We start from the raw sequence: 25,792 nt of genomic DNA, 5'->3' as shown, positions 1-25,792 counted from the left end.
GGTGGGTGGCCGCCGAGTGCGGTGTGGCCGCGGTGGTGATTGTAGGTGTGTAGCCAGTCTGGGTAGGCGTCGCGGCGTTCGCGTTCTGAGTGGTAGGGGCGGGCGTAGGCCCATTCCTCGAGCAGGGTGCGGTTGAAGCGTTCGACTTTGCCGTTGGTCTGCGGCCGGTAGGGCCGGGTGCGTTTGTGGCTGATCCCGGCGTTGGCGAGTGTGTCGCGCCAGAGGCGGGATTTGTAGCAGGAGCCGTTGTCGGTGAGCACGCGTTCGATGGTGATGCCGTTGCGGGTGAAGAAGGTCTGGGCTCGGTGCCAGAACGCGGCGGCGGTCTCTTTCTTCTCGTCGTCCAGGATTTCGCTGTAGGCCAGGCGGGAGTGGTCGTCGACGGCGTTGTGCAGGTAGCTGGACCCGATCCGGGGTTTCCCGTGCCGGTAGCGGGCGGTGGTGGTGGCCTTTTTGTGTCGCAGGCCGATGGCCCGGCCGAGGACGCGGTGCCCGCCGCCGTCGGGGATGTTGCCCAGCTTCTTGATGTCGACGTGGATCAGGTCGCCGGGCGCGGCGTGTTCGTAGCGGCGGACCGGCTGGCCGGTGGCCCGGTCCAGATGTGTGAGCCGGGCCAGGCCGTAACGGCGCAGGACCCGGTGCACCGTGGACGGGTTCAGACCGAGCAGGTAGGCGATCCGGGCCGGCCCCCACCGGCGCAGGACCCGCACCTTGATGATCCGCCGTTCCGTGCGGGTCGGGAGCCGCGACGGGCAACGATGCGGGCGAGACGACCGATCGACCATCCCCGCTTCGCCGTCTGCACGGTAGCGACCGGCCCAGCGTTTCGCCGTGGACACCGCGACCTGGAACCGCTCCGCGGCCCTCCGCAAGGGCCAGCCCTCGTCCACGACACACCGGGCAAGGCGCAGCCTCCCGGCAGGGGTCAACGGTGCGTTAGCGTGAGTCACGAGGGCCTCCAGGAATCCGGTGCAGATGTCGCAATCCACACCGAACCCGGAGGCCCTCCCTCATTCCAAGATCATCCGACTACGTGTCGGCCCGTTCACAACCTCTCGGGGCAATACACCTAGGCCGTGTCCGGTGAGGCCGTTCGCGGTCTCCGCGCCCAGGCGGCCCCTGACGGCACGGGCGGATGCGGCCGAGTACGACCCCGGTACGAGGCCGATCCGCCCGCACCGCCAGGAACCACCTGGATCACGAAGCCCATCGAATGGACTCACCGGACACGGCCTAATCCGCACGGTCCAATACGGACTCTTCGCCGGGATCCGGCTCCGGCCAGCCGGGGTACGGCGGGGGAGTGCCGCCGTACTGCGGGCAGAGGGCCTGGTGATCGCACCACGCGCAGAGTTTGCTCGGATTCGGCCGGAAATCGCCGGTCTTGCCCGCTTTGAGGATCGCCTGCCAGATCGCCTCCAGCGTGCGCTCGAAGCGGATCAGCTCGCCCTCGTCGGGCGTGTAGGCCAGAGACTGCCCGTCGGTGAGGTACATCAGTTTCAGCTGGCGCGGCACGACACCGCGCAGCCGCCAGAGGACCACGGCGTAGAACTTCATCTGGAACATCGCCTTGGCCTCGCCGATCTCGCGGGGCGCGGCACCGGTCTTGTAGTCGACGACGCGGATCTCACCGGTCGGCGCCACGTCCAGCCGGTCGACGTAGCCCCGGAGCAGCACTCCGGAGCCCAGCTCGATCTCGACGTGCAGCTCACACGCTTCCGGCTCCAGGCGGCGCGGATCCTCCAGGCCGAAGTAGGTGTCGACGAGCTGCTCGGCCGACGCGAGCCAAGATGTGACGGCCTCGGGATCCTCCTGATCGAACAGCTCGATCCATTCCGGACGTTCCGAGGACAGCTCCTCCCACGCCGGCGCGAGCAGCTCCTTGGCCTGCGGCGGGGTGCGATCGGCCTGGGGGAGGGAGAACAGGCGCTCCAGCACGGAATGCACCAGCGTGCCGCGCAGCTGGGCCTTCGTCGGGATCTCGGGCAGTCTGTCGACCGCGCGGAAGCGGTAGAGCAGCGGACATTGCTTGAAGTCGCTGGCACGCGACGGGGACAGGGCCGGCCGACGGCGCGGGACTTCGGCGCCGGGCGGCGGATCGGCGGTGACCGTGTCGGTGTCGGGCATGGGGGGAAGCGTATCGCCGGGTACCGACAGTTCTGGGACCGCAACGCACCGGAGCGGCATGACCGACACCACCCGGACGGGAAGGGCGGGTTACGAGCACCCCACACCTGGGCATCTACGCTTCGACACATGGCGGTGACGGGTGAGCAGGGCCCGCCTCGACGAGGCGTGGCACCAGAGGGTGGGCTCCTGCTGTTCCGGGTCTCCGGGATCCCCGTGCTGCTGGCCCCGTCGTGGTGGATCGGCTCCCTCGTCATCGTGGTGCTCTACACCCCGCTGGTCGGCCGGATCCTGCCTGGCGCCACCACGCTGACCTCCTGGCTGCTGGCGGCCGCGTTCGCGGTCCTTCTCGGCCTCTCTGTGCTCGCCCACGAACTAGGACACTGCCTGGTCGCGCTGCGCCTGGGGATTCCGGTCCGGCGCCTGCGGCTGTTCCTGCTCGGCGGCCTCTCCGAGGTCGCCAGGACTCCCCGCCAGCCACGGCAGGAAGGGCTGGTCGCCGCCGCGGGACCGGTGGTTTCGTTGCTGCTCGGCGGATTCTGCGGGCTGCTGATGTTCGCCGTCCCGCCGGAAAGCGCCGCTTGGCTGCTCATCGCCGAATGCGCCGTCGCGAACTTCGCCGTCGGGATCTTCAACCTCCTCCCCGGGCTCCCGCTCGACGGCGGAAGGCTGGTCCGCGCCGGTGTCTGGGCGGCCACAGGACGCCGGGAGAAGGGCACGCGGGCGGCGGTCGTCGGTGGCGGTGTCGTCGCCGCGGGACTGGTTGTCTGGGCGCTGTGGGGTTTGGCGGCCGGCAGCGAGGATCGTTGGCTCCGCCTCGGTGTCTGCGTCGTGACGGCGTGGTTCGTGGTCCTCGGCGCGCGAAGCGAACTCGCCGCCGAAACACGCCGGGGGTGGCCGGAAGGCGTACGGCTCAGCGAACTCGTCCGGCCCGTTCTCCAGCTTCCCGCGGAAAGCCCGGTTTCGGACGCGCTGGCCGCTTCGGCGGGCCGTGGGGTCGTCCTGGTGCGCGCCGATGGCGTCGCGGCCGGGCTGCTCGACGAGACGGCCGCCGCGCAGCTGGCAGGCACGTCGCCGCACGCGCCCGCGGAGATGGCCGCGGAGCCGATCCGCGCCGACACCGTGCTGCTCTCCTCGGAGTCGGGGGAGGAGATCGCCGAGCGGGTCAGGGAAACCGCCGCGTGGCAGTTCCTCGTCGTGGACGACGAAGGCAGGCCCGCGGGGGTGCTCCGGCGGGAAGACCTGCGCGCCGCGATGACCCGGAGCCGACCCCCGGCGTAACGCGGTACGGCCACCTGCGAGGATCGGTCATCGATCATTCGCGGGTATGGAGGTTCAGTGTCGGTCCGAGGGCCGTTTCGTGTTGGTGACCGGGTTCAGCTGACCGACTCCAAGGGGCGGCACTACACCATGGTGCTGGCTGAGGGACAGCAGTATCACACCCACCGCGGCGCGCTGGCGCACGACGACGTGATCGGTGCGCAGGAGGGTTCGGTCGTCACTTCGGCGGGCGGCAGCCACTATCTGGCGCTGCGCCCGCTGCTGCCGGACTACGTGCTGTCGATGCCGCGTGGCGCGCAGGTGATCTACCCGAAGGACGCCGCGCAGATCGTGATGTGGGGCGACATCTTCCCGGGGGCGCGGGTGCTCGAGGCGGGCGCCGGCTCCGGCGCGCTGACCTGCTCGCTGCTGCGGGCGGTCGGCTCGGAAGGCACGGTGCAGTCCTACGAGATCCGCGACGACCACGCCGAACACGCCGAGCGGAACGTGGAGAAGTTCTTCGGCCACAAGCCGGACAACTGGTCGCTGACGGTCGCGGACCTGTCGACGCACACCGGCGAGGTCGACCGCGTCGTCCTCGACATGCTGGCGCCCTGGGACCAGCTGGAGACGGTCGCCGCGCATCTGGTGCCGGGCGGCGTGCTCACGGTCTATGTGGCGACGGTCACACAGCTTTCGCGGATCACGGAAGCTTTGCGGGAACAGCAGTGCTGGACCGAGCCGGAATCGTGGGAGACCCTCATGCGGCCGTGGCACGTCGTGAGCCTCGCGGTGCGGCCGGACCACCGGATGGTCGCGCACACCGCGTTCCTGCTGACGGCGCGCCGTCTGGCGGACGGGACAGTGTCGCCTCGGGTGCACCGGCGCTCCGGCAAGGGCTCGTGAGTCTTCGGGGTCGTTAGGGCCGACCGTGTCTTGAGGTACCCGACGGTGGGTGCTGGGCTTGGCCGGGGGTTGCGAAAGCCACTTTCGCAACGTTGAGGGTCGCGAAAGTGGCTTTCGCAACGCCGGCTGTGACCGGGCCCCGGTCCGGCGGCGGCCGGCAGGTATCAACGGCTAGGGCACGCACCACTTGCCGTCGCGTTTCTTCAGCGGGAACGGCGTGTCCTTCTGGCCACCCGCGCCTTCCACGTGAACGGTCACGGAGGCGGAGTCGCCGCTGACCGACGGCGGATCGGGGACGGTCGCGGTGACCTTGCCCGCGGCCGCCCATTTCCGGCCGAGTTCGGCCAGATCGGCCGAGGACTGCTGGACGCAGGTGAGCTTCCCGAACGCCGTCGCGTCGTGATTGACGATGGCCGCGGCGATCGCCTTGCCGACGACCTCGACCGCGGCCACGTCCGGATCCACCGGCACCGGGCGGGAGGAACCCGGCCCCGGCGAGGGCGTGAAACCGCTCGACGCGGCCGGGTCGGAGCCGGACGGGGCCACCAGGAGCAGCCCCACCACGACCCCGGCCACGACCGCGCCGCAAACGACGAGAACGGCGGTCAGTTTGCCGGACACCGGTCCGGATCAGCGCTTCGCGCCGGTGAAGCACCAGAGGTCGGATTCCTTCTTGAAGTTGAGGTTCCCGTCCTCGGTCTTGCCGTTCGTGGTGGCGGTGATCGGGAGCTTCGCCGTGTCTCCGCTGGTCGACAGCTCTCCGGCCTTCACGAGCTTGAGATCCTTGGCGATCGAGATGTCGTCCTTGGTGTTCACGCTGCGGCAGGCCGACTGCGCGACGGTCTTGCCGTCACCCGAGTTGTAGGCGTTGAACACCGCTTCGGAGACCTCTTCCGGCGTCGACTTGCCCAGCGGTGCGGGGCCGGTGCCCTTGGGGGTCGACGACGTGCTCGGCGAGCTGGACCTGGTGCGGGTCGAGCTCGGCTTCTGCGACGACGAGGACGGCGCCTCCGACGGAGCCGCACTGCTGGAAGGTGGCGCGGCCGTCGTGTTGTCGTCACCCGAGTTCAGCGCGATGACCAGGGCGGTGACACCGCCACCGACCAGCACGACCGCGCCGATCGCGATGCCGACGATCAGGCCGGTCTTCTTTTTCTTGGGTGGCTCCCCGCCGCCGTAACCGCCTTCCTGCGGGTACGCGTTGAAGCCGCCCTGCTGCTGCCCGTACGGATCCGGCTGGCCGAACTGCTGCGTGCCGCCGGGGTACCCCTGCTGGGGCTGAGGACCGCTCTGCGGGTAACCACCCTGCTGCTGGCCGTACGGGTCCTGTTGTCCGTACTGGCCGGCGCCGGGGTATCCCTGTTGCGGCTGGGGGCCGCTCTGCGGGTACCCGCCCTGCTGGCCGTACGGATCCTGTCCGTAGCCGCCGGGCTGCTGCGGCGGGTATGTCATGGCTGGTGCCCCCTAGCTGTTCTGCGAAAATGCTCAACATGACCTGCGGGTCCGCCTCCCCGGCGAACGTCGCCCGATGCTAGCCATCGAGCCGGATCGCCGCTCGATTAGGGCCGAACTGAGACCGGAAACCCGTTTGCACCCGGACGGAGCCGGGTATTCCGTCGCAGGTCAGGCCAGGTGGACGGATTGTGACCATGAGTGTGCCGGACCCGGCACCGGGATGGCCCCTTGCGCGTCGCGAAGGTACGTGCTGGCGGGTCGTCCGGAACGCGACGCGCCGATCTTGTGATGCGGAAAGGCCTTTTATTGTCGGTGATCGCCGGTACCGTGGAATGAAAAGCACTCCGAGGAGGTGCCCGATGCATCATGACCTTCCCGGAGGTCGGCGCGAGGAGGCCGACCCTTCAGAAACGACCGGAGCTGGAACCACGTCCGACGAGCAGGCACGTCAAATCCGCTTCCTCGAGGAGGAAGTCGCCCTGCTGCGCCGGAAGCTCACCGATTCCCCACGTCAGAACCGAGTGCTGGAGCAGCGACTCGCCGAGGCGTCGGAACGCGTGAGCCAACTCACTGAACGCAACACGAAACTGGTCGAGACGCTCCGCGAGGCGCGTGGCCAGTTGCTCGCGTTGCGGGAGGAGGTCGACAGGCTGGCCCAGCCTCCGAGCGGTTACGGCGTGTTCGTCACCGCGTACGAGGACAACACGGTGGACGTGTTCACCGCGGGCCGCAAGATGCGGGTTTCGGTCTCACCCGCGGTCGAGGTCTCGTCGTTGCAGCGCGGACAGGCGTTGCGGCTCAACGAGGCGCTCACCGTCGTCGAAGGCGGTGACTTCGAGCGGATCGGCGAGGTCTGCGCGCTGCGCGAGGTGCTGGCCCCGGACGTCGAGGGCGGTAGCCCCCGTGCGCTGGTGGTCGGGCACGCGGACGAGGAGCGGGTCGTCCTGCTCTCCGATCCGCTGGCCGAACAGCCCCTCAAGCCGGGCGATTCCCTGCTGGTGGACTCGAAGGCCGGTTACGCCTACGAGCGCGTGCCGAAGGCGGAGGTCGAGGATCTCGTGCTGGAGGAGGTGCCCGACGTCCGGTACGAGGACATCGGTGGCCTCACCCGGCAGATCGAGCAGATCCGCGACGCCGTCGAGCTTCCGTTCCTGCACGCGGATCTGTACCAGGAGTACCAGTTGCGCCCGCCGAAGGGCGTGCTGCTCTACGGGCCTCCTGGCTGCGGTAAGACCCTCATCGCGAAGGCGGTGGCCAACTCGCTCGCCAAGAAGGTCGCGGAAGCCCGCGGCGACTCGGCGGACGGGAAGTCCTACTTCCTGAACATCAAGGGTCCGGAACTGCTGAACAAGTTCGTCGGGGAGACCGAGCGGCATATCCGCCTGATCTTCCAGCGGGCTCGGGAAAAGGCCTCCGAAGGCACCCCGGTGATCGTGTTCTTCGACGAGATGGACTCGATCTTCCGCACCCGCGGTTCGGGCGTGTCCTCCGACGTGGAGACCACGATCGTCCCGCAGCTGCTTTCGGAGATCGACGGTGTCGAGGGCCTGGAGAACGTCATCGTCATCGGCGCCTCCAACCGTGAGGACATGATCGACCCGGCGATCCTGCGGCCGGGCCGGCTCGACGTCAAGATCAAGATCGAGCGTCCGGACGCCGAAGGCGCGAAGGACATCTTCTCCAAGTACCTGTCCGACGGTCTCCCGATCCACGCGGACGACCTCGCCGAGTTCGGCGGGGACGTGAAGGCGACCTTCGACGCGATGATCCAGCACACCGTCGAGCGGATGTACGAGGAGACGGACGAGAACAGGTTCCTCGAGGTCACCTACGCCAACGGTGACAAGGAAGTCCTGTACTTCCGCGACTTCAACTCGGGCGCGATGATCCAGAACATCGTGGACCGGGCGAAGAAGTCGGCGATCAAGTCGGTGCTGGAGACCAAGCAGCCCGGCCTGCGCGTCCAGCATCTGCTGGACGCGATCGTCGACGAGTTCGCGGAGAACGAGGACCTGCCCAACACCACCAACCCGGACGACTGGGCCCGGATCTCCGGCAAGAAGGGCGAGCGGATCGTCTACATCCGCACGCTCGTCACCGGCAAGAACCAGGATTCGGGGCGGGCGATAGACACCGCCACGAACACCGGTCAGTACCTGTAGCACGAGCCGAAGGGGCCCTTCACCGCATGCGTTGCGGTGAAGGGCCCCTTCGCGTCACACGGCTACGGGTTCCTCGACCTTTTTGCGCGGGCTGAGCCGCCCGTGCGCGGCCAGGATCCCCAGAACGACGAGCAGCGCGCCGACGGGCTGGTTCCACGCCAGGGGTTCGTCGAGCACGAGAACGCCGAGCAGGACACCCACAACAGGTGTGAGGTAGGTCACTGCCGCGGCGTTCGACGCGCCCCACGCCGCGATGATCGACGCGTTCCAGGCGTAGGCCAGCCCGGTGCCGAGCGCCCCGAGCGCGATCATGCTGAGCACGATCGGCGTGTCGAGGCGCACCGGCGTCGTCGCGATGAACGGCGCCAGCGCCAGCATCACGACGGCGCCGCAGCTGACCTGTCCGAGCGCGATGGTCGGCGCGTCGAGGTTCCGCCAGGAGATGAACCGTCGCACGTAGACGAACGAGATCCCGTAGCAGGTCGTCGCGCCGAGGCAGGCCAGCTGCGCGGTCAGCTCGTGGGAGACGTCGATCCCTTGCCAGACCCCGACGATGGTGAGCACGCCCAGGAAGCCGAGGATCAGCCCGGTCGTGCGGGCCTTCGTGAACCGTTCCGACGGCAGGGCCGCGGCGGCGATGAGCATGGTGATCAGCGGTGTCGTCGCGTTGAAGATGCTGGCGAGCCCGGAGGAGATGTACTGCTCGGCCCAGGAGAACAACAGGAACGGGATGACGCACAGCAGCACGGAGACGACCGCGAGGTGGCCCCAGAGCGCCGGATCGCGGGGGAGCGGCTTACGACGCCACGCGGCGATCGCTATCAGTGCCACCGCGCCGAGGCAGACGCGAGAGAGCGCCACCTGGGCGGGCGACAGGCCGGTGAGACCGACCTTGATGAACAGAAAACTCGCACCCCACACGATCGCGAGCGCCGCGAACCGGATCGCGATACTGAAACGTCCCAATTGTCCTTCTCCTGATTCCACAAGTCCGCGCTCAGTGAATCCCGGCATCCCCCTTGCGCTCCAGAGGTTTTCGGACGATGTGGTCGACGCCTCCCGCGTGGCGGTCGGCCGAACCCGCCGTATAACGACCTATACTTCCGGGCTGTGAGCGAATCCTCCGGGCGCCCGCGCGCGCCGATCACCGAAGCCGATGTCCTGGCCTGGCTGGAAACGACGGCCGCCGCCGTCCGGGCGGGCGAAGTGAGCGCGCCCGAACTGATCGAGCTGCTGGGCGAGTTGCGCAGGGCTTCCGCGGCGTGCGCCGACGCCTCCGACTGGGCGTTGCTCGCCGCGAGGGAGGAGGGCGCCAGCCTCCGTCAGATCGCGCCGGTGTTCGGCAAGGGTTACGTTCGGGCCCCGGCGGCCCGCCTCGAAAAGCTCCATCGGCAGGCACAGAATTCGAGCCAGTGGCTCGCGATCCTCCGCCACAAGAACGAAGGAGCCCTGTGACGGACACGGAAATCCCCGTCGGCGACCGGATCGCCGTCGGGCTGGCGGCACTCGGCAGGCCCGCGTACATCAACCTCGGCCGGACCGAGGCGCTGCCGCCGGGGCGTGAGTTCGAAGCGATGCGTGCGGCCACCTACGACGTGCTGGACGACGCGTACGGTGCGGGCGTCCGCTGGATCGACGTCGCCCGTTCGTATGGTTCTTCGGAGGAGTTCCTGGCCGGCTGGCTCGCCGACCGCGGCCACGCGGACGTGACGGTGTCGAGCAAATGGGGCTACCGCTACGTGGGGGAGTGGAAGCTCGACGCGCCGGTGCACGAGGTCAAGGAGCACACCGCGGCGCGGTTCGCCGAGCAGTGGGCGGAAACCGTTGACCTGCTGGGGAAGACGGTCTCGCTCTACCAGGTCCACTCGCTCACTGTGGACAGTCCGCTGTTCACCGACGACCGGCTGATCGGCGCGCTCGCCGAACTCGCCGCCGACGGTGTCCCGGTGGGCTTCTCCACGTCCGGGCCCGCCCAGGCGGACGCGGTGCGCCGGGCGTTCGAGCTGGAGGTGGCCGGAATCCCGGTCTTCAGCGCCGTGCAGTCGACGTGGAACCTGCTCGAACCCTCCGTCGGCCCGGCGCTCGCGGAAGCGCACGCCGCCGGGAAACGGGTGCTGGTCAAGGAAACCGTCGCGAACGGACGGCTCGTGGTCGAGCCGCCGTCACCGCTCGCGCGGATCGCGCGGGAGCACGGGACGGGGCCGGACGCGGTGGCCATCGCGGCGGTGCTCGCTCAGGACTGGTTGCCGGTCGCGGTCATCGGCCCGTCGAGTACGGGGCAGCTGCGGGAGAATCTCGTTGCCGCCAAGGCGAAGCCGACCGCCGACGAGCTCGCGGAACTCGCGACGCTCGCCGAGGAGCCGTCCGCTTACTGGCGGCACAGGTCCTGCCTCGGGTGGCGGTGAAGGGCTGGACTAGTCTCGCGGCAAACGTCAGGCGGGACATCGGGGAGGACTCGAGAGTGCGTCATCGGCAGGTGCTCGCGGTGGCGACGGTCGCGCTGTTCGGTTTGTCGGGCTGCGCCGACCGTCCCAACGATCTCGACACCTACTACGACGACCCGACACCGACGCCCACGGTCGAGCCCGCGCAGCCTTCGGTCAAGCCGCAGGCGAACCCGGTTCCGCCGCCGACGACCCAGGCCCCCGTTCCCGCGGCCGTCTCCGCCGCGTTGCTGACCGACGAGGACGTCGCCGAGGAAGAGGTCGTTCCGGGCGAGAGCAAGGTGTCCGGCTGCCTTACCGGTCTCACCCGCGGCACGAGCCGTTCGGCGTCGTGGTCGTACCCGAGCGGCTCGACGCTGGAACATCAGGTCACCGAGTACACCGATCGTGACGCTTCGGACGTCGTCACCCAGGCGGACTGCGAAGGCAGGAAACTCACCCTGGCGAAACAGACCGGCATCGAGGTCCAGCGCGCGTGGTGCGAGGACACGACGTGCACCGTGTTGCTCGCCAAGGGGAAGCTCGTTTCCGCCCTCAGCGTGACCGCCGGAACCGAAGCGCGGGCGACGGACGCGGCGAAGCGGTTGCTGCCGATCGTCGCGCAGCGCCTCCGTTCGGCCTAGGCCGTGTCCTGCAAGTCTTGTTCGCGGTCTTCGCGCCCAGGCGGTCCCTGACGGCACGGGCGGATGCGGCCGAGTACGACCCGGTACGAGGCCGATCCGCCCGCACCGTCAGGAACCACCTGGATCACGAAGCCCATCGAACAGACTTACAGGTCACGGCCTAGCGCGCGTCTTCCCGCCGGAACCACTCCAAGGCGCCCAGACGCCCGTCCGGGATGAACCGGCTCTCCGGATCCTCGAGCCACGAACGCAACTCACTCAGCGTCAGCCAGCGTCCTTCGACCACTTCGGACGGCTGATGGACGAAAGGGCCGTCCCAGCGCGTTTCGAAGGCGAAGTTGTGGGCACGGATCGTGTCGTCGTCGGTGACGTGGACGAAAAGCGGGCGCAGTTCCACTCCGTGAACACCCAGTTCTTCGGCCAGTTCCCGGCGTGCGCATTCCTCCGGGGTCTCGCCCGCGGCGACGATGCCGCCTGCCCAGCAGTCCCATGTGGAGGGATAGACGTCCTTGGTGGCCGTGCGGAGGTGCACGTAGACACGCTCTCCGTCACTCGAACGGACCAACACCACGCCCGCCGCGTGCCAGAGGCCTTCGGCGCGGACCCGGGCGCGCGTGGCCGCCCCCACCGCGGTTCCGTCGAGGTCATAGAGCGCAACGAGTTCGTCACTGCCTGACATGGGGGGCATCGTCGCACGCCTCCGACCCCGTAGGGTGGTGGGTATGCGGCGGATCATGGGAACCGAAGTCGAGTACGGCATCGCGGTGCCGGGCGACGCGACGGCGAACCCGGTACTCACCTCGACCCAGGTCGTGCTGGCCTACGCGGCCGCGGCGGACATCCCGCGGGCGAGGCGGGCACGCTGGGACTACGAGGTGGAATCACCCCTGCGCGACGCCCGCGGGTTCGACCTGACCGGCCCCAGCGGCCCAGGGCACGATCCGGACGTCGAGGACCTCGGCGCGGCGAACGTGATCCTGACCAACGGGGCGCGGTTGTACGTCGACCACGCTCACCCGGAGTATTCGGCGCCCGAGGTGACGAACGCGCGCGACGCGGTCATCTGGGACAAGGCGGGCGAACGGGTCATGGAGGAGGCGGCGCGCAAGGCGGCCACCGTCCCCGGGCAGCCCCCGCTGCAGCTGTACAAGAACAACGTCGACGGCAAGGGCGCGAGCTACGGCACCCACGAGAACTACCTGATGCAACGGTCGACGCCGTTCACCGCGGTGATCGGGGGACTGACGCCGTTCTTCGTCTCCCGTCAGGTGATCACCGGTTCCGGCAGGGTCGGCGTCGGGCAGCAGAGCGAGGAAGCGGGCTTCCAGCTCTCGCAGCGGTCCGACTACATCGAGGTCGAGGTCGGCCTGGAGACGACGCTCAAACGCGGCATCATCAACACCCGCGACGAGCCGCACGCCGACGCGGACAAGTACCGCCGTCTCCACGTCATCATCGGCGACGCGAACCTGGCCGAGTACTCGACGTATCTCAAGGTCGGCACGACGGCGCTGGTGCTGGACCTGATCGAGGCGGGCATCCGGTTCGACGACCTGAAACTGGACGAGCCGGTGCGCGCCGTGCACCAGATCAGCCACGACCCCACGCTGAAGGCGAAGGTGTCGCTGGCCAACGGGCGCAAGTACACCGGGCTGGACCTCCAGTTCGCCTACCACGAGATCGCGTCGGCGAACCTGGAGCGCACCGGCGCGGACGAGGCCTCCAAGGAGGTCCTGCGGGTCTGGGGCGAGATCCTCGACGCGCTGGCACGGGACCCCCAGGAATGCGCGGACAGGCTGGACTGGCCGGCGAAGCTGCGGTTGCTCGAGGGCTACCGCGCGCGGGACCAGCTGGCCTGGGGCGCGCCGCGGTTGCGGCTGGTCGACCTGCAGTACTCGGATGTCCGGTTGGACAAGGGCCTGTACAACAGGCTCGTCACCAGGGGTTCGATGAAGCGCCTGGTGACCGAGGAGGAGGTGCTGGAGGCGGTCACGACCCCGCCTTCGGACACCAGGGCCTATTTCCGGGGCCGCACGCTGGAGAAGTACGCCAACTCCATCGCCGCGGCGTCGTGGGATTCGGTCATCTTCGACGTCGGCAGGGAATCGCTCGTGCGGATCCCGACGTTGGAGCCGTTGCGGGGCACGAAGGCCCACGTGGGGAAGTTGCTGGACGACTCCGCGACCGCCGAGGAGCTGGTGGAGGCGCTCACCGGTTCGGACTAGCGGGATTTCCTTTCATCGGGGTTAAGCGATCACGGATCCCACGGAATGTCGGGACCGCTGGGTAGGCTAGGAAACATCGGCCACACCGGGAGGCGAGATGGCTCAGGAAAAGATCGAAAAGCACGGCGGAGGCGACTCGGACGAAGAGTTCGAGGGCGGCGGTCCGGCGGGCCAGGAGCGGCGCGAGAAGCTCGGTGAGGACGTCGACACGATCCTCGACGAGATCGACGACGTGCTCGAGGAGAACGCCGAGGACTTCGTCCGCGCGTACGTGCAAAAGGGCGGCGAGTAGCTCGTTTCCCGGCGGCCCCTGCCCGGGGCCGCCTGTGCGGAGCCGGCGGATCACACAGATTGGAACTTTGAGCACGTATGGAACACACCTCGGGTAAGTCGGCGCTGCCCGCCGCGTACTTCTCGTCGGCGACCTCGTCGTTCTCGGACTTCCTTCGGGCACAGGCGCCCGAGCTGCTCCCGGAGCGGCGGGTCGCGACGGGCGCGGGCGGGCTGGACGCGCCGCACGGCACGACGATCGTCGCGGTCAAGTTCGCGGGCGGGGTGCTGATCGCCGGTGACCGGCGGGCGACGTCGGGCAACCTGATCGCCTCACGCGACATGGAGAAGGTCCACGTCACCGACGAGTACTCGGCGGTGGGTATCGCGGGCTCGGCCGGGCTGGCGATCGAGATGGTGCGGCTGTACGCGGTCGAACTGGCGCACTACGAGAAGATCGAGGGTGTTTCGCTCTCGCTCGACGGCAAGACGAACAAGCTCGCCGGGCTGGTGAAGTCCAACCTCGAGATGGCGATGGCCGGGCTGGCCGTGCTGCCGCTGTTCGTCGGGTACGACCTCGACGCCGAGGACGCGAAGCACGCGGGCCGCATCGTCTCGTACGACGCGACGGGCGGGCGGTACGAGGAGAACGCCGGCTACCACGCCATCGGTTCGGGTTCGCTGTTCGCCAAGGGCTCGCTGAAGAAGCTGTACGACCCCGACGCGGACGCCGAAGGCGCGATCCGGACGGCGGTGGAGGCGTTGTACGACGCGGCGGACGACGACACCGCGACCGGCGGGCCGGATCTGGTGCGCCGGATCTTCCCGACGATCGTGACGGTCACCGCGGAGCAGGGTGCGGTGGCGTTGCCGCTCGAGCAGACGACCGCGGTCGCCGAGGCGGTCGTGGCCGGACGAGCCGAGCGCGGGCGCTAGCCGTCCTTCCCTGTCCCTTCCCGATGAGAGCCCGAAAGAGCGGAGCACCACAGTGACGATGCCGTTGTACGCCTCTCCCGAGCAGTTGATGCGGGAGCGTTCCGAGATCGCGCGCAAGGGCATCGCGCGTGGCCGGAGCGTGGTCGTGCTCAAGTACCGCGGTGGCGTGCTGTTCGTGGCCGAGAACCCCTCGGCGACGTTGCACAAGGTGTCGGAGATCTACGACCGGATCGGTTTCGCGGCCGTGGGCCGCTACAGCGAGTTCGAGAACCTCCGTGTCGCCGGCATCCGGCACGCGGACCTGAAGGGCTACCAGTACGACCGGCGGGACGTCAGCGCGCGTGCGCTGGCGAACGCGTACGCCGCGACGCTGGGCAGCATCTTCACCGAGCAGCTGAAGCCGTTCGAGGTCGAGGTCTGTGTCGCCGAGGTCGGCGCCACCGCCGCCGAGGACCAGCTGTACCGGCTGACCTACGACGGTTCGATCTTCGACGAGCCGAAGTTCGTCGTGATGGGCGGTCAGGCCGACACGCTCACCACGAAGCTCAAGGAGAGCTTCGAGCCGGACATGGAGCTGGGTGCGGCCCTCGGTGTCGCGGTGAAGGCGTTGCGCGACAACACCCCCACGCCCACGAACGGCGATTCGGACCCGGTGAAGCTCGAGGTCGCCGTGCTGGAGCGGGAGCGACGTGGCCGGAAGTTCCGCCGGGTCGCCGGTGCGGCGCTGGAGGCGCTGCTGCCCGCCGAGCCGGAAGAGCCGAAGAAGGACGAAGCCGAAGGCGACAAGCCCGACGGTGAGTCCAAGAAGGACTGAACCTCTGTAGGCGAAGGGCCTCTTTCCCGCGTTGGGAAGGGGCCCTTCGCTTTCGGCACCGTACACAGTGGAATGCCGTGAAGGCACTAGCGGAGTGGTGTGGGCTGAAGGCTCCCTTCACCGAGTCTGATGCGACGAAAGGAGCCTTCGCCCCCCCCGGTCGGATACGGGGAGCGGCGGTTCGGTCGCAGGTGTCGCCTCGTGAGTGTTTCGGGTCGCTGGAGCCAAGGGTGTCTTAGGTACCTACGGTCGGGCGGTGTCGCGTGACATCCGTGTCTGGACGGTCGACGCCCGGTAGGGCTCGGCTGCCGCCGAGGGGGTTGCGAAAGCCACTTTCGCAACCTTCAACGTTGCGAAAGTGGCTTTCGCAACGTCGGCTGTGGCCGGGTCCGGTGCCGCCGTGGCGATCATGTCGCGAAAGTGGCCTTCGCTACACACCTCCAGCACCTTCACCGACCGAGCCGGGGACCGGCAGCGGCCGGAAGCCGGTAGGCAGCCAAGACATCCTTGGCTGGAACCCGAATCGCCACTCACGACTTCCGTGACACCGGAAAGCCGTGAAGGCCTCCTTCCCTACCTTGAGAGTAGGGAAGGAGGCCTTCACGGACGAGTCAGCCGAGATCAGGCGGGGGTGTCGCCCCACCACTGGCTGCGGCCGCCGGCGATGAAGCTCCACAGCTGGAGCCGCGTGCCGTTGGTGGACGAGTTGCCTTCAGCGGTCAGGTAGCGGCCGCTGGCCGGGCTCTGGAAGCGGACGTAACCCTCGGGGTTGACGGTGCCGGCCCACCACTGGTTCTTGGCGCCGGCGATGAAGTCCCAGAGCTGGACGATGGTGCCGTTCTTGTTGATGCTGTTGAGGTCCGCGTCCAGGTAGCGGCCGCTGGCCACGTTCTGGAAGCGGGAGTAGCCCTCGGGGTTGTCGGTGATGTAGAACGCCTGGTGGTCCGCGTTCAGGTTGCAGTCCCAGAGCTGCATCTTGGTGCCGTTGCGGTTGATGGTGTTCAGGTCGGCGTCCCAGCACTTGTTCGGGTTGAGCCCGGACGGGATGAGGTACATGTCCGCGTCGGCGACACCCGCGGCCTGCGTGCGCGCACCGGTCGAGGTGCGCTTCACCGGGATGAGCTTGATGCCGTGCACGGTGACCGTGTTGAACCCGTCGCCGGTGGGCTTCGGGGCCGCGGTCGCGGCCGGGGCGGTGACCAGGGTCAGGACACCCGCGGCGGCGGCGATGATTCCCGCCAGACGCTTCATTTTCGTCATTTTCTTTCCCCTTTGTGGAAAGCGTTTTCTCCCAGTGAGCTGAAGGGAAACGGCAGAAGACGACAGGCTGCGACGAAACGCGGCCCGCAGGCCAAGCCGGTGAATCCCCCTCGTGGAAGGCGCCGCGTAAACCCCCGAGAAGCGGGCCTTCTCCGAACATCATTCAGGTCTGAACCACGGTCGTCGAGGAGATTTCCGATAGCGGCAATAAGGCTGTTCAGCGATGTAACGGAATGGCCTGGCTCGCGATCACACGGCGACGACTCCGATCAAGGCGAGGACATCCGTGCGTATCGAGCTGACGTTGCAGGACCTGACGCGTGTTCGGCTCGCGCCCGAAGCCGATCCTTTGGCGGAGCTGGTTTCGAGTCTGCAGATCCTGCAGCGGCGCGACGCGGGCTCGGCGTTGTTCAATCGGTGGCGGCATCGGGTCCGGCTCGGCTTGGCGGAGTCGGCTTCGGTGCTGCTGTGGTTGTGCCGCCCGTATGCGCCGATCCCGTCGTTTCTCGTGCCGGGCGTGGACGAAGGTGGTTTGGAGGCGGGGTTGGCGGAGGTCGCCCGCACCGACTCGGTGGGGTTGAAATCGGCGTTGCGGGATTTACCGGTGAACCGGGAGCTGCCGTCGTGGGCGGCGGGTTTGCCGGACGGGGACACGGCCGGGCTGCCGAAGCTCGTGCAGGCGATGCAGGACTACTTCGAACTGTCGCTGGCGCCGGGCTGGGAGTCGGCTCGCTCGCAGGTCGACGCGGACCGCGGGATGCGGGCGCAGTTGCTCCTGCACGACGGGGTGGACGCGATGCTCACGAGCCTGCGGCCGCTGGTGCGCTGGGCCTCGCCGATGCTGGAGGTCGGCGACGGCATCGTCGGTTCCTGCGGCGCGGACGGCGCCGGGCTGATCATCTCGCCGACGTACTTCGCGGTGTGCCCGGTGATCGTCCCGGCGGCGGGACGATCACCGGTCCGGCTGCTCTACCCGTCGGTGCGGCAGGCCGCCCCGTCGACCGGATACGGCCGGGACGTGCGGAGATCGCCGGAAACCGCCCTCGCCGACCTGCTCGGCCCGACCCGGGCGGCGACGCTGGCGGTCCTGGCGGTCGGCTGCAGCACGTCCGAGCTGGCCGCCCGGCTGGGCGTGACGCCGTCGGCCGCCAGCAAGCACGCCGCCGTGTTGCGGCGCGCCGGGCTGATCACCACCGAGCGGGATCGCAACGCCGTGCTCCACGCGCTGACTCCCTTGGGCACCGCCCTGCTGGGCAGCTAGAGCCGGTAGATGGTGAGCGCGCTGGGCCGCGACCGGAAGCGGAAGTCGTTGCCCAGCGGGCCGACCTCGCCGTCGGTGGCGACCCGGCGGTTGCCGTTGAGCAGCCGGACGTGCAGCTCCGGGACGTCGAGCTCCTGGTAGACGTGGCTGGCGTTGAGACTGTTCGTGATCGTGGCGAGGATGAACCGCGCCCGCGAATACGGCACGTCGGCGCGCAGGTAGCGCACGTCGAGCAGGCCGGTGTCGAGGGCAGGGCGGCGTGAGGGCGCGAACCCCTTCGGCGAGTAGGTGCCGTTGCCGACGAAGAGCAGCCAGATGCTGGTGTGCTTGCCATTGAGGGTCACTTCCAGCGGTTTGGCGCGCCGGAGGGTGCGGGCGAGGGCGATCGCCGCGGACGGCCACTTCGGATGCCGCTTCTGCAGCTTTTCCCGGATCCGGACCATTTCCGGGTAGCCGCCGAGGCTGGCGGTGTTGACGAAATAGCGGTGGTCGTCGTCGTGGTTGATCTCGACCTCGCCGAGGTCGACTCCGACGGCGTTGCCTGCTTCGGTCGCGGCGTCCGCGTCGGGCATCGAACGCATGCCGACGTCGCGGGCGAAGTGGTTGAGGGTGCCAGCCGGGATGAGCGCGAGCGGCAGGTCGTGGTCGGCCGCGACCGAGGCCACCGCGGCGACCGTCCCGTCACCACCGGCGACACCGAGCGCGCGCACGGTGTCGCCGCGGGCGGCGATCTCGTCGCAGAGCTGATCGCGCAGGTCCCGTTTCGCGTCCGGGTACAGGATGGTGGCCTTGGGCCAGGCGAAGCGGGCTTCCTCGGTCGGGTCCTGGCCGTCGATCCCCGAATGCGGGTTGACCAGGACGAGCATGTCCTCGCCGTCGCGCATCTCGGGTGCCTCGGCGGTGTGCGCGGTGCGGCCGGGGACGTCGTCGTTCAGCGGCCACCAGTGCCGCGTCAGCAGGCCGGCGCCGACGCCGATGCCGATCCCCACCCCGACGTCACTGGGCCAGTGGACGCCCGTGTGGATCCGGGAATAGGCGACCGCGGCGGCCAGCGGCGCGAGGGCGGCCCCAGCCTTGGGCGATTCCATCGCGACGGCCGTGACGAAGGCGGCCGCCGACGCCGAGTGGCCGGACGGGAACGAAGACGAGGTCGGCCGCCGGACGAGGCGCCGGTGCATCGGCACCTCCTCGGCCGCGGGACGACGGCGCGGGAACAGCGGCTTGCCGATCAGGTTCGCCGCCGCGCTCGCCCCGGCGATGGCGGCCACACCGCGGAGGGCACCCCGGCGCGTCGGGCCCTTCTTCGCCGCGAGAGCGATCGCGACACACCACCAGAGCTTGGACTTGTCCGCACTTTTGGAGAGTGAGGTGATCACGTCGTCGGCCCTGGTCCTCGGCAGGGCCGCACTGCGTGCCATCAGCCGTCGATCGGTCCGTCCGACCTTGCGGAAAGGGCGTTTGAGCTGCTTTAACACGGGTTCCCCACTTCCGGACCGGGACTTCATGCGCGTGATACCCGATCGGGACTTCCCGCACACCTTTCACCGAATGCAACGTACCGACCGCGTGTCGCCGCCCGAACGGCGCACCTTGAGTGGGTCCTCACCGCCTACTCTGGTGGGATGCAGCGGCGGATCTTTGGCATCGAGACCGAGTACGGGGTCACGTGCACCTTTCACGGGCAGCGCAGGCTCTCCCCGGACGAGGTGGCGCGTTACCTGTTTCGGCGTGTCGTGTCCTGGGGGCGTTCGTCGAACGTCTTCCTGTCGAACGGCTCGCGGCTCTACCTCGACGTGGGCTCCCACCCCGAGTACGCGACGGCCGAATGCGACGACCTCGTCCAGCTCGTCACGCACGACAAGGCCGGTGAGCGCATCCTCGAGGATCTCCTGGTCGACGCCGAGCGGCGGCTGGCGGACGAGGGCATCGGCGGCGACATCTTCCTGTTCAAGAACAACACCGACTCGGCGGGTAACTCCTACGGTTGCCACGAGAACTACCTGGTGACCCGTGCCGGGGAGTTCTCCCGGATCGCCGACGTGCTGCTGCCGTTCCTGGTGACCCGGCAGCTGATCTGCGGTGCGGGCAAGGTGCTGCAGACGCCGCGCGGCGCGGTGTACTGCCTGTCCCAGCGTGCGGAACACATCTGGGAAGGCGTCTCCAGCGCCACCACGCGTTCGCGGCCGATCATCAACACCCGCGACGAGCCGCACGCCGACGCCGAGCGCTACCGGCGCCTGCACGTGATCGTCGGCGACTCGAACATGGCCGAGCCGACCACGATGCTCAAGGCGGGCTCGGCGAACCTGGTGCTGGAGATGATCGAGGCCGGTGTCCAGTTCCGCGACTTCACGCTGGACAACCCGATAAGGGCCATCCGCGAGATCAGCCACGATCTCACCGGCCGCCGCCAGGTGCGGCTCGCCGGCGGCCGCGAGGCGTCGGCGCTGGACATCCAGCGGGAGTACCACGCCCGCGCCGTCCAGCACGTGAAGGAGACGGGTTCGTCGCCGCAGTCCGAGCGCGTGGTCGAACTGTGGGGCCGGGCGCTGGAGGCGGTCGAGCAGCAGGACTTCAGCAAGATCGACACCGAGATCGACTGGGCGATCAAGCACCGGCTGGTCGAGCGCTACCGCAACAAGCACGACCTCGACCTGTCGAGCCCGCGGATCGCCCAGCTCGATCTGGCCTACCACGACATCCGGCGAGGCCGTGGCATCTTCGACCTGCTGCAGCGGAAGGGGCTCGTGCGGCGGGTCACCGACGACGGCGAGATCGAACTGGCCAAGGACACCCCGCCGCAGACCACGCGGGCGAAGCTGCGCGGTGACTTCATCGCCGCCGCGCAGGCCGCCGGGCGCGACTTCACCGTGGATTGGGTGCACCTCAAGCTGAACGACCAGGCGCAGCGGACCGTGCTGTGCAAGGACCCGTTCCGCTCGGTGGACGAACGCGTCGAGAGGCTCATCTCCTCGCTCTGAATTACTCCGTGAAGGCCATCTTGGAGGGCGTTGCGCGCTCTAAGGTGGCCTTCACGGATCTTCGAGGGAGAGGTGCGCCGATGCGCCGTGCGTTGCTGGTAGTGCTGGGAGCGGTCGTCCCGCTGGCGTTCACCGGCGTCGCGCACGCCGCGCCGGAGTGTCCCGATCCCGCGTGGGTGGAGACCCCGACGGGCACGGACGCGCAGCTTCGCGGCCTCTCCGCGGTGGATTCCCGTACGGCGTGGGTCAGCGGCAGCAGGGGCACCATCCTGCGCACCACCGACCGCGGCCGCACCTGGAAGGCGAGCGCCCCGGCCGGGACCGAGGCACTCGACTTCCGCGACATCGAGGCCTTCGACGCCGAGCACGCGGTCGCCCTGTCGATCGGGCCCGGCGACGCGTCCCGGATCTACCGCACCGACGACGGTGGCGAGAGCTGGCGACTGTCCTTTCAGAACACCGATCCCGCCGCCTTCTACGACTGTCTCGCGTTCTTCGACCACCGGCGCGGGCTCGCGATGAGCGACCCGGTGGACGGCAAGTTCCGGCTACAGTCCACCTCGGACGGCGGTCGCACATGGACACCCGTGCCCACCGAGGGCATGGTTCCCGCGCTCGACGGCGAGTTCGGTTTCGCCGCCAGCGGCCAGTGCCTCACGACGTCGGGGCCGCGTGACGCCTGGATCGCCACCGGCGGCGGTGCCCGCGCCCGGGTCCTGCACTCCGGCGACGGCGGGAAGACTTGGGAAGCGGCCGACACGCCGTTGCCCAGTGGCGCCTCGGCCGGCGTCTTTTCGGTGACTTTCCGGGATCCGCGGCACGGCGTGGCGATCGGTGGCGATTACGCGGCGCCGAACGCACCCGGTCCGGCGGTCGCGCTCAGCGCGGACAAGGGCCGCACCTGGCGGACGCCGTCCGAGGCGCCGGTCGGCTATCGCTCGGGTCTGGCGTGGCTGGGGAACACGGTGCTCGCCGTCGGCCCGGGTGGGAGCGACGTGAGCCCCGACGGCGGGCGGCACTGGAAGTCGTTCGACACCGGATCACTGGACTCCGTCGACTGCGCTCGCGGGGCCTGCTGGGCGAGCGGGGCGAAGGGACGGGCCGCTCGGCTCGGTACGGCCTAAGCTCGAAGGACTATGACCGCACAAGCCGAACCAGTCCCGGAGACCACCGATCATCTGGTCGAGGTGTTGAAGGCGCTCGCCAACCCGATCCGGCTCCAGGTGCTCGGGTGGCTGCGCGAGCCGGACCGCCATTTCCCGCCGGAGAAGGCGATCGCCGACCAGAACGAGGTCGGCGTCTGCGTCAGTCATCTCCAGGCCAAGCTGGGGCTCGCGCAGTCCACGGTGTCCGCGTACATGGCGTTGCTGCAGCGCGCCGGGCTCGTCGAGTCCACGCGGGTGGGGAAGTGGACGCACTACCGTCGCGACGAGCGGCGGATCGCGCAGCTCGTCGACCTGCTGGGACGTTCCATCTGAGCTCGTCCGGAATAACATATCGAGAATCTGCGATACTTCGATATGTTGGACTCGAGCTGAGGAGAGACAGATGGAACTGGGGCGTTTCGGGATCTGGACGTTCGACTTCGAGGATCAGCCCGCGAGCATGCTGCGGGATTCCGTGCGGGAACTGGAAGAACTCGGCTGGCCCGCGATCTGGATCCCGGAACGGGACGGGCGCGAAGCGCTGACCCACGCCGGATTCCTGCTCGCGTCGACCGAGCGCATGGCCGTGGTCAACGGGATCGCACGCATCGGTTCCCGTGGTGCGCGCTGGACCCATGGCGCGGCGCTCCTGCTTGCCGACGCGTATCCGGGCAGGCACGTCCTGGGGCTCGGTTTCGGCGGAGCGCAGCCCGGAGTCAAGCCGCTCGACGCGATGAGCGAATACCTCGACGAACTCGACGCCGTCACCAACTCGAACCCGTTGCCCGCCGCGCCGATCCAGCGGCTGCTCGCGGCGTACGGGCCGAAGATGCTCGGCCTGGCCCGCGACCGGTCCAAGGGTGCGCACACCTATCACGTGACGGTGCCGCACACCGCCCAGGCGAGGGAAGTGCTGGGGGAGAAGGCCTTCCTCGGCGTCGAGCACGCCGTGCTGTTCGAAACCGACCCGGGCAAGGCGCGCGAGATCGCCCGCGAACACCTGCACGTGTACCTGACGTCGGAGTACAACGTCGCCAAGTACCGCCGTCTCGGCTACACCGAAGCCGACATCGACGGCGGCCGCGGCAGCGACCGGCTCGTCGACGATCTCGTGTTCTGGGGCGACCCCGACACCATCGTCGCGAAACTGCACGGTCATCTCGACGCCGGCGCCGACCATGTGGGCATCCAGGTGATCGGTGTCGAGCCAGGCGAGTCGGCCATGCCGCACTGGCGGCGGCTGGCCGAAGCCCTGCTGCCGCGCTAGCGGACCTGGCCCGTCGGGCGGACCACGATCTCGTTGACGTCGACCGAGGGCGGCTGCTCCAGCGCGTAGAGCACCGCCCTCGCGACGTCGTCGGGTTCCAGTTTCGGCTTGGACTTCGAGTCCTCGGGGATCATCGAGGTGTCGACCAGGCCCGGCTGCACGACCGTGACCCGGACGCCGGTGCCGACGGCCTCCTCGCGGATGGAGCCGGCGAGCCCGGTCACCGCCCATTTCGTCGCCGAGTAGAGGTTCCCCGGGCGGTGGTAGCGCCCGGCGACCGAACCGGTGAGCACGAGGTGCCCCTTCGATTCCGCGAGCGACGGCAGGGTCGCCCGCGCGGTGAGGGCGGTGCCGTAGACGTTCGTCAGCACCATGTCCCGCCACTGTTCGGGCTCCGCGCCGCCGTCGCCGAAGAACGAGACGACGACGCTCTGTCCCGCGTTGGCGAACACCGCGTCCAGCCTGCCGAAGGTGTCCTTCACCGTTTCGACCGCCGCGGACAGCGAGGCCCAATCGGTGACGTCGGCCGCGAGCGCCAGAGTGCGATCCTCGCCGAACTCCGCGACGAGCGGGAGCAGCGCCTCGCGGTCGCGGGCGAGCAACGCGAGGCGGAACCCGGCCGCCGCGGCCCGGCGTGCGGTGGCTTCGCCGAGGCCGCGGGAGGCGCCGGTGATCAGCAGTACTCGATCGTTCATGCCTCCAAACTAGGCGGCGTGTAGGTGTCCCACTCCGGCCCCGGTTCGCCGACGAGCGCGGCGCCCAGCCGGTCGAGGTAGAAATGCCAGCCCTTGAGGATGTCCGAGGTGTCCCAATCGGGCCGGGGCATCCGGTGCACGAAGTCGAGCACCGTTCTGTCGCCGTGCGGGGTCAGGGTCAGCTCCACCCGCCAAGTGGGCTCGTCGGTGTTGTGCAGATCCATGGCCAGGCGCTTCGGCGGATCGCATTCGCGGATGACGGCAGGCCCCGGTTCGGAACCCTTCTCGGCGGTCATCGTCAGCATGATCGTGTTGCCGACCCCGGGCTCGCCCGTCCAGGTCCCGATCCAGCGGGCCGTGCGGTCTGATTCGGTCAGTGCCGACCACACGTCTTCGATCGCGTCCGGGTACTCGCGCCGGAGTTCGAGCCTGATCTCGTCGTTGTCCATATTGTGAAGATAACCACGGGCTTAATTAAGCGTCAACTTATGAGCACGAGTCGTCCCCGCAGGCCGCCCGCCGCGAGGCGTTCGTGGGCTTTCACCGCCTCGGTCAACGGCAAGGTGTCCGCGACCCGCAGAGCGAGTGTGCCGTCGTCGACCAGGTCCACCAGTCCGGCGAGCGCGGCGCCGTCGGCACGGATCCAGACGTGCTCGACCTTGATGCCGCGCAAAGGAATCGGGGCCGCTCCGGCCGCGAACACCACGAACCGGCCACCGTTCGTCACGGCGTCCAGCGCTTCGAGCCCGAGCAGTGCGGTGTCGAGGACCGCGTCGACACCGCCGGGGATCACCGCCCGCACCCGATCGGCGAGGAAATCCCCGCGTGGCACGAAAATCTCCGCGCCGAACCCTTGGACCACGGTCTCGTCGGCAGGACCGGCGACCGCGACGACCCGGAAACCGCGTGCCTTGGCCAAGGTGACCGCGTAGCCGCCGACGGCCCCCGCCGCACCGGTCACCAGGACCGTAGCTCCGGGCGGGAGGTCGAGAAGAGCGAGCGCCTGGACCGCGGTGAGCCCGTTCAGCGGCAGGGTCGCGGCCTCCGCGGGAGACGCCGTCCGCGGTGCGGCCGCGAGCGCGTCCACGTCGAGGACGACGAACTCGGCGTACGTGCCGAGCGCCGCCGACGGCCGGTCCTGCACGCCGATCACGCTGTCTCCGATGGCGAATCCGGCGACGCCGTCGCCCACGGCGTCGACCGTCCCCGCCACGTCCCAGCCGATCCCGAGCACCTCACGCGGCGGGACGATCCCCGCCTCGGTCAGGAACCCCGATCGGGTCCCGGCGTCGACCGGGTTGACCCCGGCCGCGGCCACCTTCACCCGCACTTGACCGGGACCCGGTGACGGCACCGGGACTTCGGCGAACTCCAGGACTTCCGGGCCGCCGAACCGGCGGACCACCACTGCACGCATCGTTTCTCCTCCAGGGGATCGTTCCCTGCGAACGTATGGGGAGTTACTCTCCATCGGGAAGTACGCACCTCGAGGTGCCCAACCCACGCGGAGGTACGCGCACCGTGGTCACGCGCACGGCACAGGAACGGCGGGACGAGGAGAAACGGGCTTACGACGCCTATCTCGCGGCCTGCCCCGCCCGGAAGCTGCTCGACGAGGTCTCGGGCAAATGGGTCAGTCTCGTCCTTGTCGCGCTCGGCGACGGGCCACAGCGCTACAGCGATCTCTCGCGCCGGATCGCCGGTGTCAGCCAGAAGATGCTCACGCAGACCCTGCGGACCCTGGAGCGGGACGGCCTGCTGACCCGCACCGTCACCCCGTGCGTGCCGGTGCGCGTGGACTACGAACTGACCGAGCTCGGCCGGAGTCTGCGGCAGCTGCTGGCCGGGATCAAGGACTGGGCGGAGACCCGGTTCGACGAGGTGGAGACCGCCAGGGATCGTTACGACGCGCGATCGGCGGCTGTCACCATCGGGTCGGACGGCGCGGGCTAGGGTAGCCG

27 protein-coding genes are annotated in these 25,792 nt (G+C 69.0%); 16 read left to right on the top strand and 11 right to left on the bottom strand.

Annotation, left to right across the window (positions count from 1 at the left end; all coding sequences use genetic code 11):
* Positions 1–950: IS481 family transposase (locus AVR91_RS20130; RefSeq protein WP_076857383.1), on the bottom strand; the 950-nt coding region annotated here is incomplete at its 3' end.
* A 283-nt stretch (positions 951–1,233) separates the two neighbouring features.
* Positions 1,234–2,127 carry a RecB family exonuclease gene (locus tag AVR91_RS20125; RefSeq protein WP_037337482.1) on the bottom strand — a complete coding sequence of 298 codons (894 nt, stop codon included), beginning with the start codon at positions 2,125–2,127 and terminating at the stop codon, positions 1,234–1,236.
* A 129-nt stretch (positions 2,128–2,256) separates the two neighbouring features.
* Here AVR91_RS20125 and AVR91_RS20120 point away from each other — a divergent pair, with 129 nt between their 5' ends.
* Positions 2,257–3,408, top strand: coding sequence for a M50 family metallopeptidase (locus tag AVR91_RS20120; protein WP_063272099.1), 1,152 nt, complete (start codon positions 2,257–2,259; stop codon positions 3,406–3,408).
* Positions 3,409–3,465: 57 nt separating this feature from the next.
* Entirely contained in the window at positions 3,466–4,293 is an 828-nt protein-coding gene (locus AVR91_RS20115) for a tRNA (adenine-N1)-methyltransferase (protein ID WP_063272098.1), read from the top strand.
* A gap of 171 nt (positions 4,294–4,464) precedes the next feature.
* Here the strand turns inward: AVR91_RS20115 and AVR91_RS20110 are convergent, their stop codons facing one another.
* Both AVR91_RS20110 and AVR91_RS20105 read right to left on the bottom strand, forming a co-directional pair.
* Entirely contained in the window at positions 4,465–4,914 is a 450-nt protein-coding gene (locus tag AVR91_RS20110) for a hypothetical protein (protein ID WP_063272097.1), read from the bottom strand.
* A gap of 9 nt (positions 4,915–4,923) precedes the next feature.
* The gene (locus tag AVR91_RS20105) at positions 4,924–5,745 is read right to left on the bottom strand and encodes a hypothetical protein (RefSeq protein WP_063272096.1); all 822 of its coding nucleotides are present in this window, start codon (positions 5,743–5,745) and stop codon (positions 4,924–4,926) included.
* 362 nt (positions 5,746–6,107) lie between these two features.
* On the opposite strand from AVR91_RS20105, the gene arc reads away from it, so the two are divergent.
* Complete coding sequence (arc, locus tag AVR91_RS20100) at positions 6,108–7,910, top strand: proteasome ATPase (RefSeq protein WP_037337492.1); 1,803 nt, start codon at positions 6,108–6,110, stop codon at positions 7,908–7,910.
* 54 nt (positions 7,911–7,964) lie between these two features.
* Here the strand turns inward: arc and AVR91_RS20095 are convergent, their stop codons facing one another.
* A complete protein-coding gene (locus AVR91_RS20095) occupies positions 7,965–8,876 on the bottom strand; it encodes a DMT family transporter (protein WP_063272095.1) in 912 nt (303 codons plus the stop codon).
* 144 nt (positions 8,877–9,020) lie between these two features.
* On the opposite strand from AVR91_RS20095, the gene AVR91_RS20090 reads away from it, so the two are divergent.
* The 3 genes from AVR91_RS20090 to AVR91_RS20080 are packed head-to-tail and all read left to right on the top strand — an operon-like array spanning position 9,021 to position 10,977.
* Positions 9,021–9,365 carry a hypothetical protein gene (locus AVR91_RS20090; protein WP_063272094.1) on the top strand — a complete coding sequence of 115 codons (345 nt, stop codon included), beginning with the start codon at positions 9,021–9,023 and terminating at the stop codon, positions 9,363–9,365.
* Positions 9,362–10,315, top strand: a complete 954-nt coding sequence (locus AVR91_RS20085) for an aldo/keto reductase (protein WP_063272093.1) — start codon at positions 9,362–9,364, stop codon at positions 10,313–10,315. Before AVR91_RS20090 ends, AVR91_RS20085 begins: the two co-directional genes overlap by 4 nt.
* 56 nt (positions 10,316–10,371) lie before the next feature.
* The gene (locus AVR91_RS20080) at positions 10,372–10,977 is read left to right on the top strand and encodes a hypothetical protein (protein ID WP_063272092.1); all 606 of its coding nucleotides are present in this window, start codon (positions 10,372–10,374) and stop codon (positions 10,975–10,977) included.
* 160 nt (positions 10,978–11,137) lie between these two features.
* On the opposite strand, the gene AVR91_RS20075 is transcribed toward AVR91_RS20080, so the two are convergent.
* On the bottom strand, positions 11,138–11,656 hold the full coding sequence (locus AVR91_RS20075; protein ID WP_063272939.1) for an NUDIX hydrolase: 519 nt from the start codon (positions 11,654–11,656) through the stop codon (positions 11,138–11,140).
* A 43-nt stretch (positions 11,657–11,699) separates the two neighbouring features.
* Between AVR91_RS20075 and dop the strand changes: the two genes are divergently transcribed.
* From dop to prcA, 4 genes are all read left to right on the top strand, one after another.
* A complete protein-coding gene (gene dop, locus AVR91_RS20070; protein WP_016334163.1) occupies positions 11,700–13,202 on the top strand; it encodes a depupylase/deamidase Dop in 1,503 nt (500 codons plus the stop codon).
* A 97-nt stretch (positions 13,203–13,299) separates the two neighbouring features.
* Positions 13,300–13,494, top strand: a complete 195-nt coding sequence (locus AVR91_RS20065; RefSeq protein WP_005150863.1) for a ubiquitin-like protein Pup — start codon at positions 13,300–13,302, stop codon at positions 13,492–13,494.
* A gap of 77 nt (positions 13,495–13,571) precedes the next feature.
* On the top strand, positions 13,572–14,408 hold the full coding sequence (gene prcB, locus AVR91_RS20060) for a proteasome subunit beta (protein WP_063272938.1): 837 nt from the start codon (positions 13,572–13,574) through the stop codon (positions 14,406–14,408).
* 52 nt (positions 14,409–14,460) lie between these two features.
* The gene (gene prcA, locus AVR91_RS20055) at positions 14,461–15,222 is read left to right on the top strand and encodes a proteasome subunit alpha (protein ID WP_063272937.1); all 762 of its coding nucleotides are present in this window, start codon (positions 14,461–14,463) and stop codon (positions 15,220–15,222) included.
* A gap of 621 nt (positions 15,223–15,843) precedes the next feature.
* On the opposite strand, the gene AVR91_RS20050 is transcribed toward prcA, so the two are convergent.
* Positions 15,844–16,482: an RICIN domain-containing protein gene (locus AVR91_RS20050; protein ID WP_063272936.1), complete on the bottom strand. Its 639-nt coding sequence runs from the start codon at positions 16,480–16,482 to the stop codon at positions 15,844–15,846.
* 286 nt (positions 16,483–16,768) lie between these two features.
* Between AVR91_RS20050 and AVR91_RS20045 the strand changes: the two genes are divergently transcribed.
* A complete protein-coding gene (locus AVR91_RS20045) occupies positions 16,769–17,743 on the top strand; it encodes an ArsR/SmtB family transcription factor (RefSeq protein ID WP_063272935.1) in 975 nt (324 codons plus the stop codon).
* On the opposite strand, the gene AVR91_RS20040 is transcribed toward AVR91_RS20045, so the two are convergent.
* A complete protein-coding gene (locus AVR91_RS20040) occupies positions 17,740–19,218 on the bottom strand; it encodes a bifunctional phosphatase PAP2/diacylglycerol kinase family protein (protein WP_063272934.1) in 1,479 nt (492 codons plus the stop codon). The two genes, AVR91_RS20045 and AVR91_RS20040, sit on opposite strands and share 4 nt — an antisense overlap.
* A 147-nt stretch (positions 19,219–19,365) precedes the next feature.
* On the opposite strand from AVR91_RS20040, the gene pafA reads away from it, so the two are divergent.
* The 4 genes from pafA to AVR91_RS20020 all read left to right on the top strand — a co-directional run bounded on the left by pafA (position 19,366) and on the right by AVR91_RS20020 (position 23,136).
* Complete coding sequence (pafA, locus tag AVR91_RS20035) at positions 19,366–20,724, top strand: Pup--protein ligase (RefSeq protein ID WP_037337524.1); 1,359 nt, start codon at positions 19,366–19,368, stop codon at positions 20,722–20,724.
* An 80-nt stretch (positions 20,725–20,804) separates the two neighbouring features.
* Positions 20,805–21,848 carry a WD40/YVTN/BNR-like repeat-containing protein gene (locus AVR91_RS20030; protein WP_063272933.1) on the top strand — a complete coding sequence of 348 codons (1,044 nt, stop codon included), beginning with the start codon at positions 20,805–20,807 and terminating at the stop codon, positions 21,846–21,848.
* A 12-nt stretch (positions 21,849–21,860) separates the two neighbouring features.
* Entirely contained in the window at positions 21,861–22,202 is a 342-nt protein-coding gene (locus AVR91_RS20025; RefSeq protein WP_063272932.1) for an ArsR/SmtB family transcription factor, read from the top strand.
* Between the two features lie 70 nt (positions 22,203–22,272).
* Positions 22,273–23,136: a TIGR03620 family F420-dependent LLM class oxidoreductase gene (locus tag AVR91_RS20020; protein ID WP_063272931.1), complete on the top strand. Its 864-nt coding sequence runs from the start codon at positions 22,273–22,275 to the stop codon at positions 23,134–23,136.
* Here AVR91_RS20020 and AVR91_RS20015 read toward each other — a convergent pair.
* Genes AVR91_RS20015 through AVR91_RS20005 form a run of 3 tightly spaced genes read right to left on the bottom strand, consistent with a single transcriptional unit; the run spans position 23,133 to position 25,248 of the window.
* Positions 23,133–23,831 carry an SDR family oxidoreductase gene (locus tag AVR91_RS20015; protein WP_063272930.1) on the bottom strand — a complete coding sequence of 233 codons (699 nt, stop codon included), beginning with the start codon at positions 23,829–23,831 and terminating at the stop codon, positions 23,133–23,135. The two genes, AVR91_RS20020 and AVR91_RS20015, sit on opposite strands and share 4 nt — an antisense overlap.
* On the bottom strand, positions 23,828–24,280 hold the full coding sequence (locus AVR91_RS20010) for an SRPBCC family protein (protein WP_063272929.1): 453 nt from the start codon (positions 24,278–24,280) through the stop codon (positions 23,828–23,830). The genes AVR91_RS20015 and AVR91_RS20010 overlap by 4 nt, the downstream gene beginning before the upstream one ends.
* A 32-nt stretch (positions 24,281–24,312) precedes the next feature.
* On the bottom strand, positions 24,313–25,248 hold the full coding sequence (locus AVR91_RS20005) for an NADP-dependent oxidoreductase (protein WP_063272928.1): 936 nt from the start codon (positions 25,246–25,248) through the stop codon (positions 24,313–24,315).
* Between the two features lie 104 nt (positions 25,249–25,352).
* Between AVR91_RS20005 and AVR91_RS20000 the strand changes: the two genes are divergently transcribed.
* Positions 25,353–25,784, top strand: a complete 432-nt coding sequence (locus tag AVR91_RS20000; RefSeq protein ID WP_063272927.1) for a winged helix-turn-helix transcriptional regulator — start codon at positions 25,353–25,355, stop codon at positions 25,782–25,784.
* Positions 25,785–25,792 lie beyond the last annotated feature (8 nt).

It is taken from the genome of Amycolatopsis keratiniphila subsp. keratiniphila (genome assembly GCF_001620365.2).
Taxonomy (GTDB): domain Bacteria; phylum Actinomycetota; class Actinomycetes; order Mycobacteriales; family Pseudonocardiaceae; genus Amycolatopsis; species Amycolatopsis keratiniphila.
The sequence above is the reverse complement of the archived record's forward strand: the minus strand, read 5'-3'. Positions and strand labels throughout refer to the sequence as shown.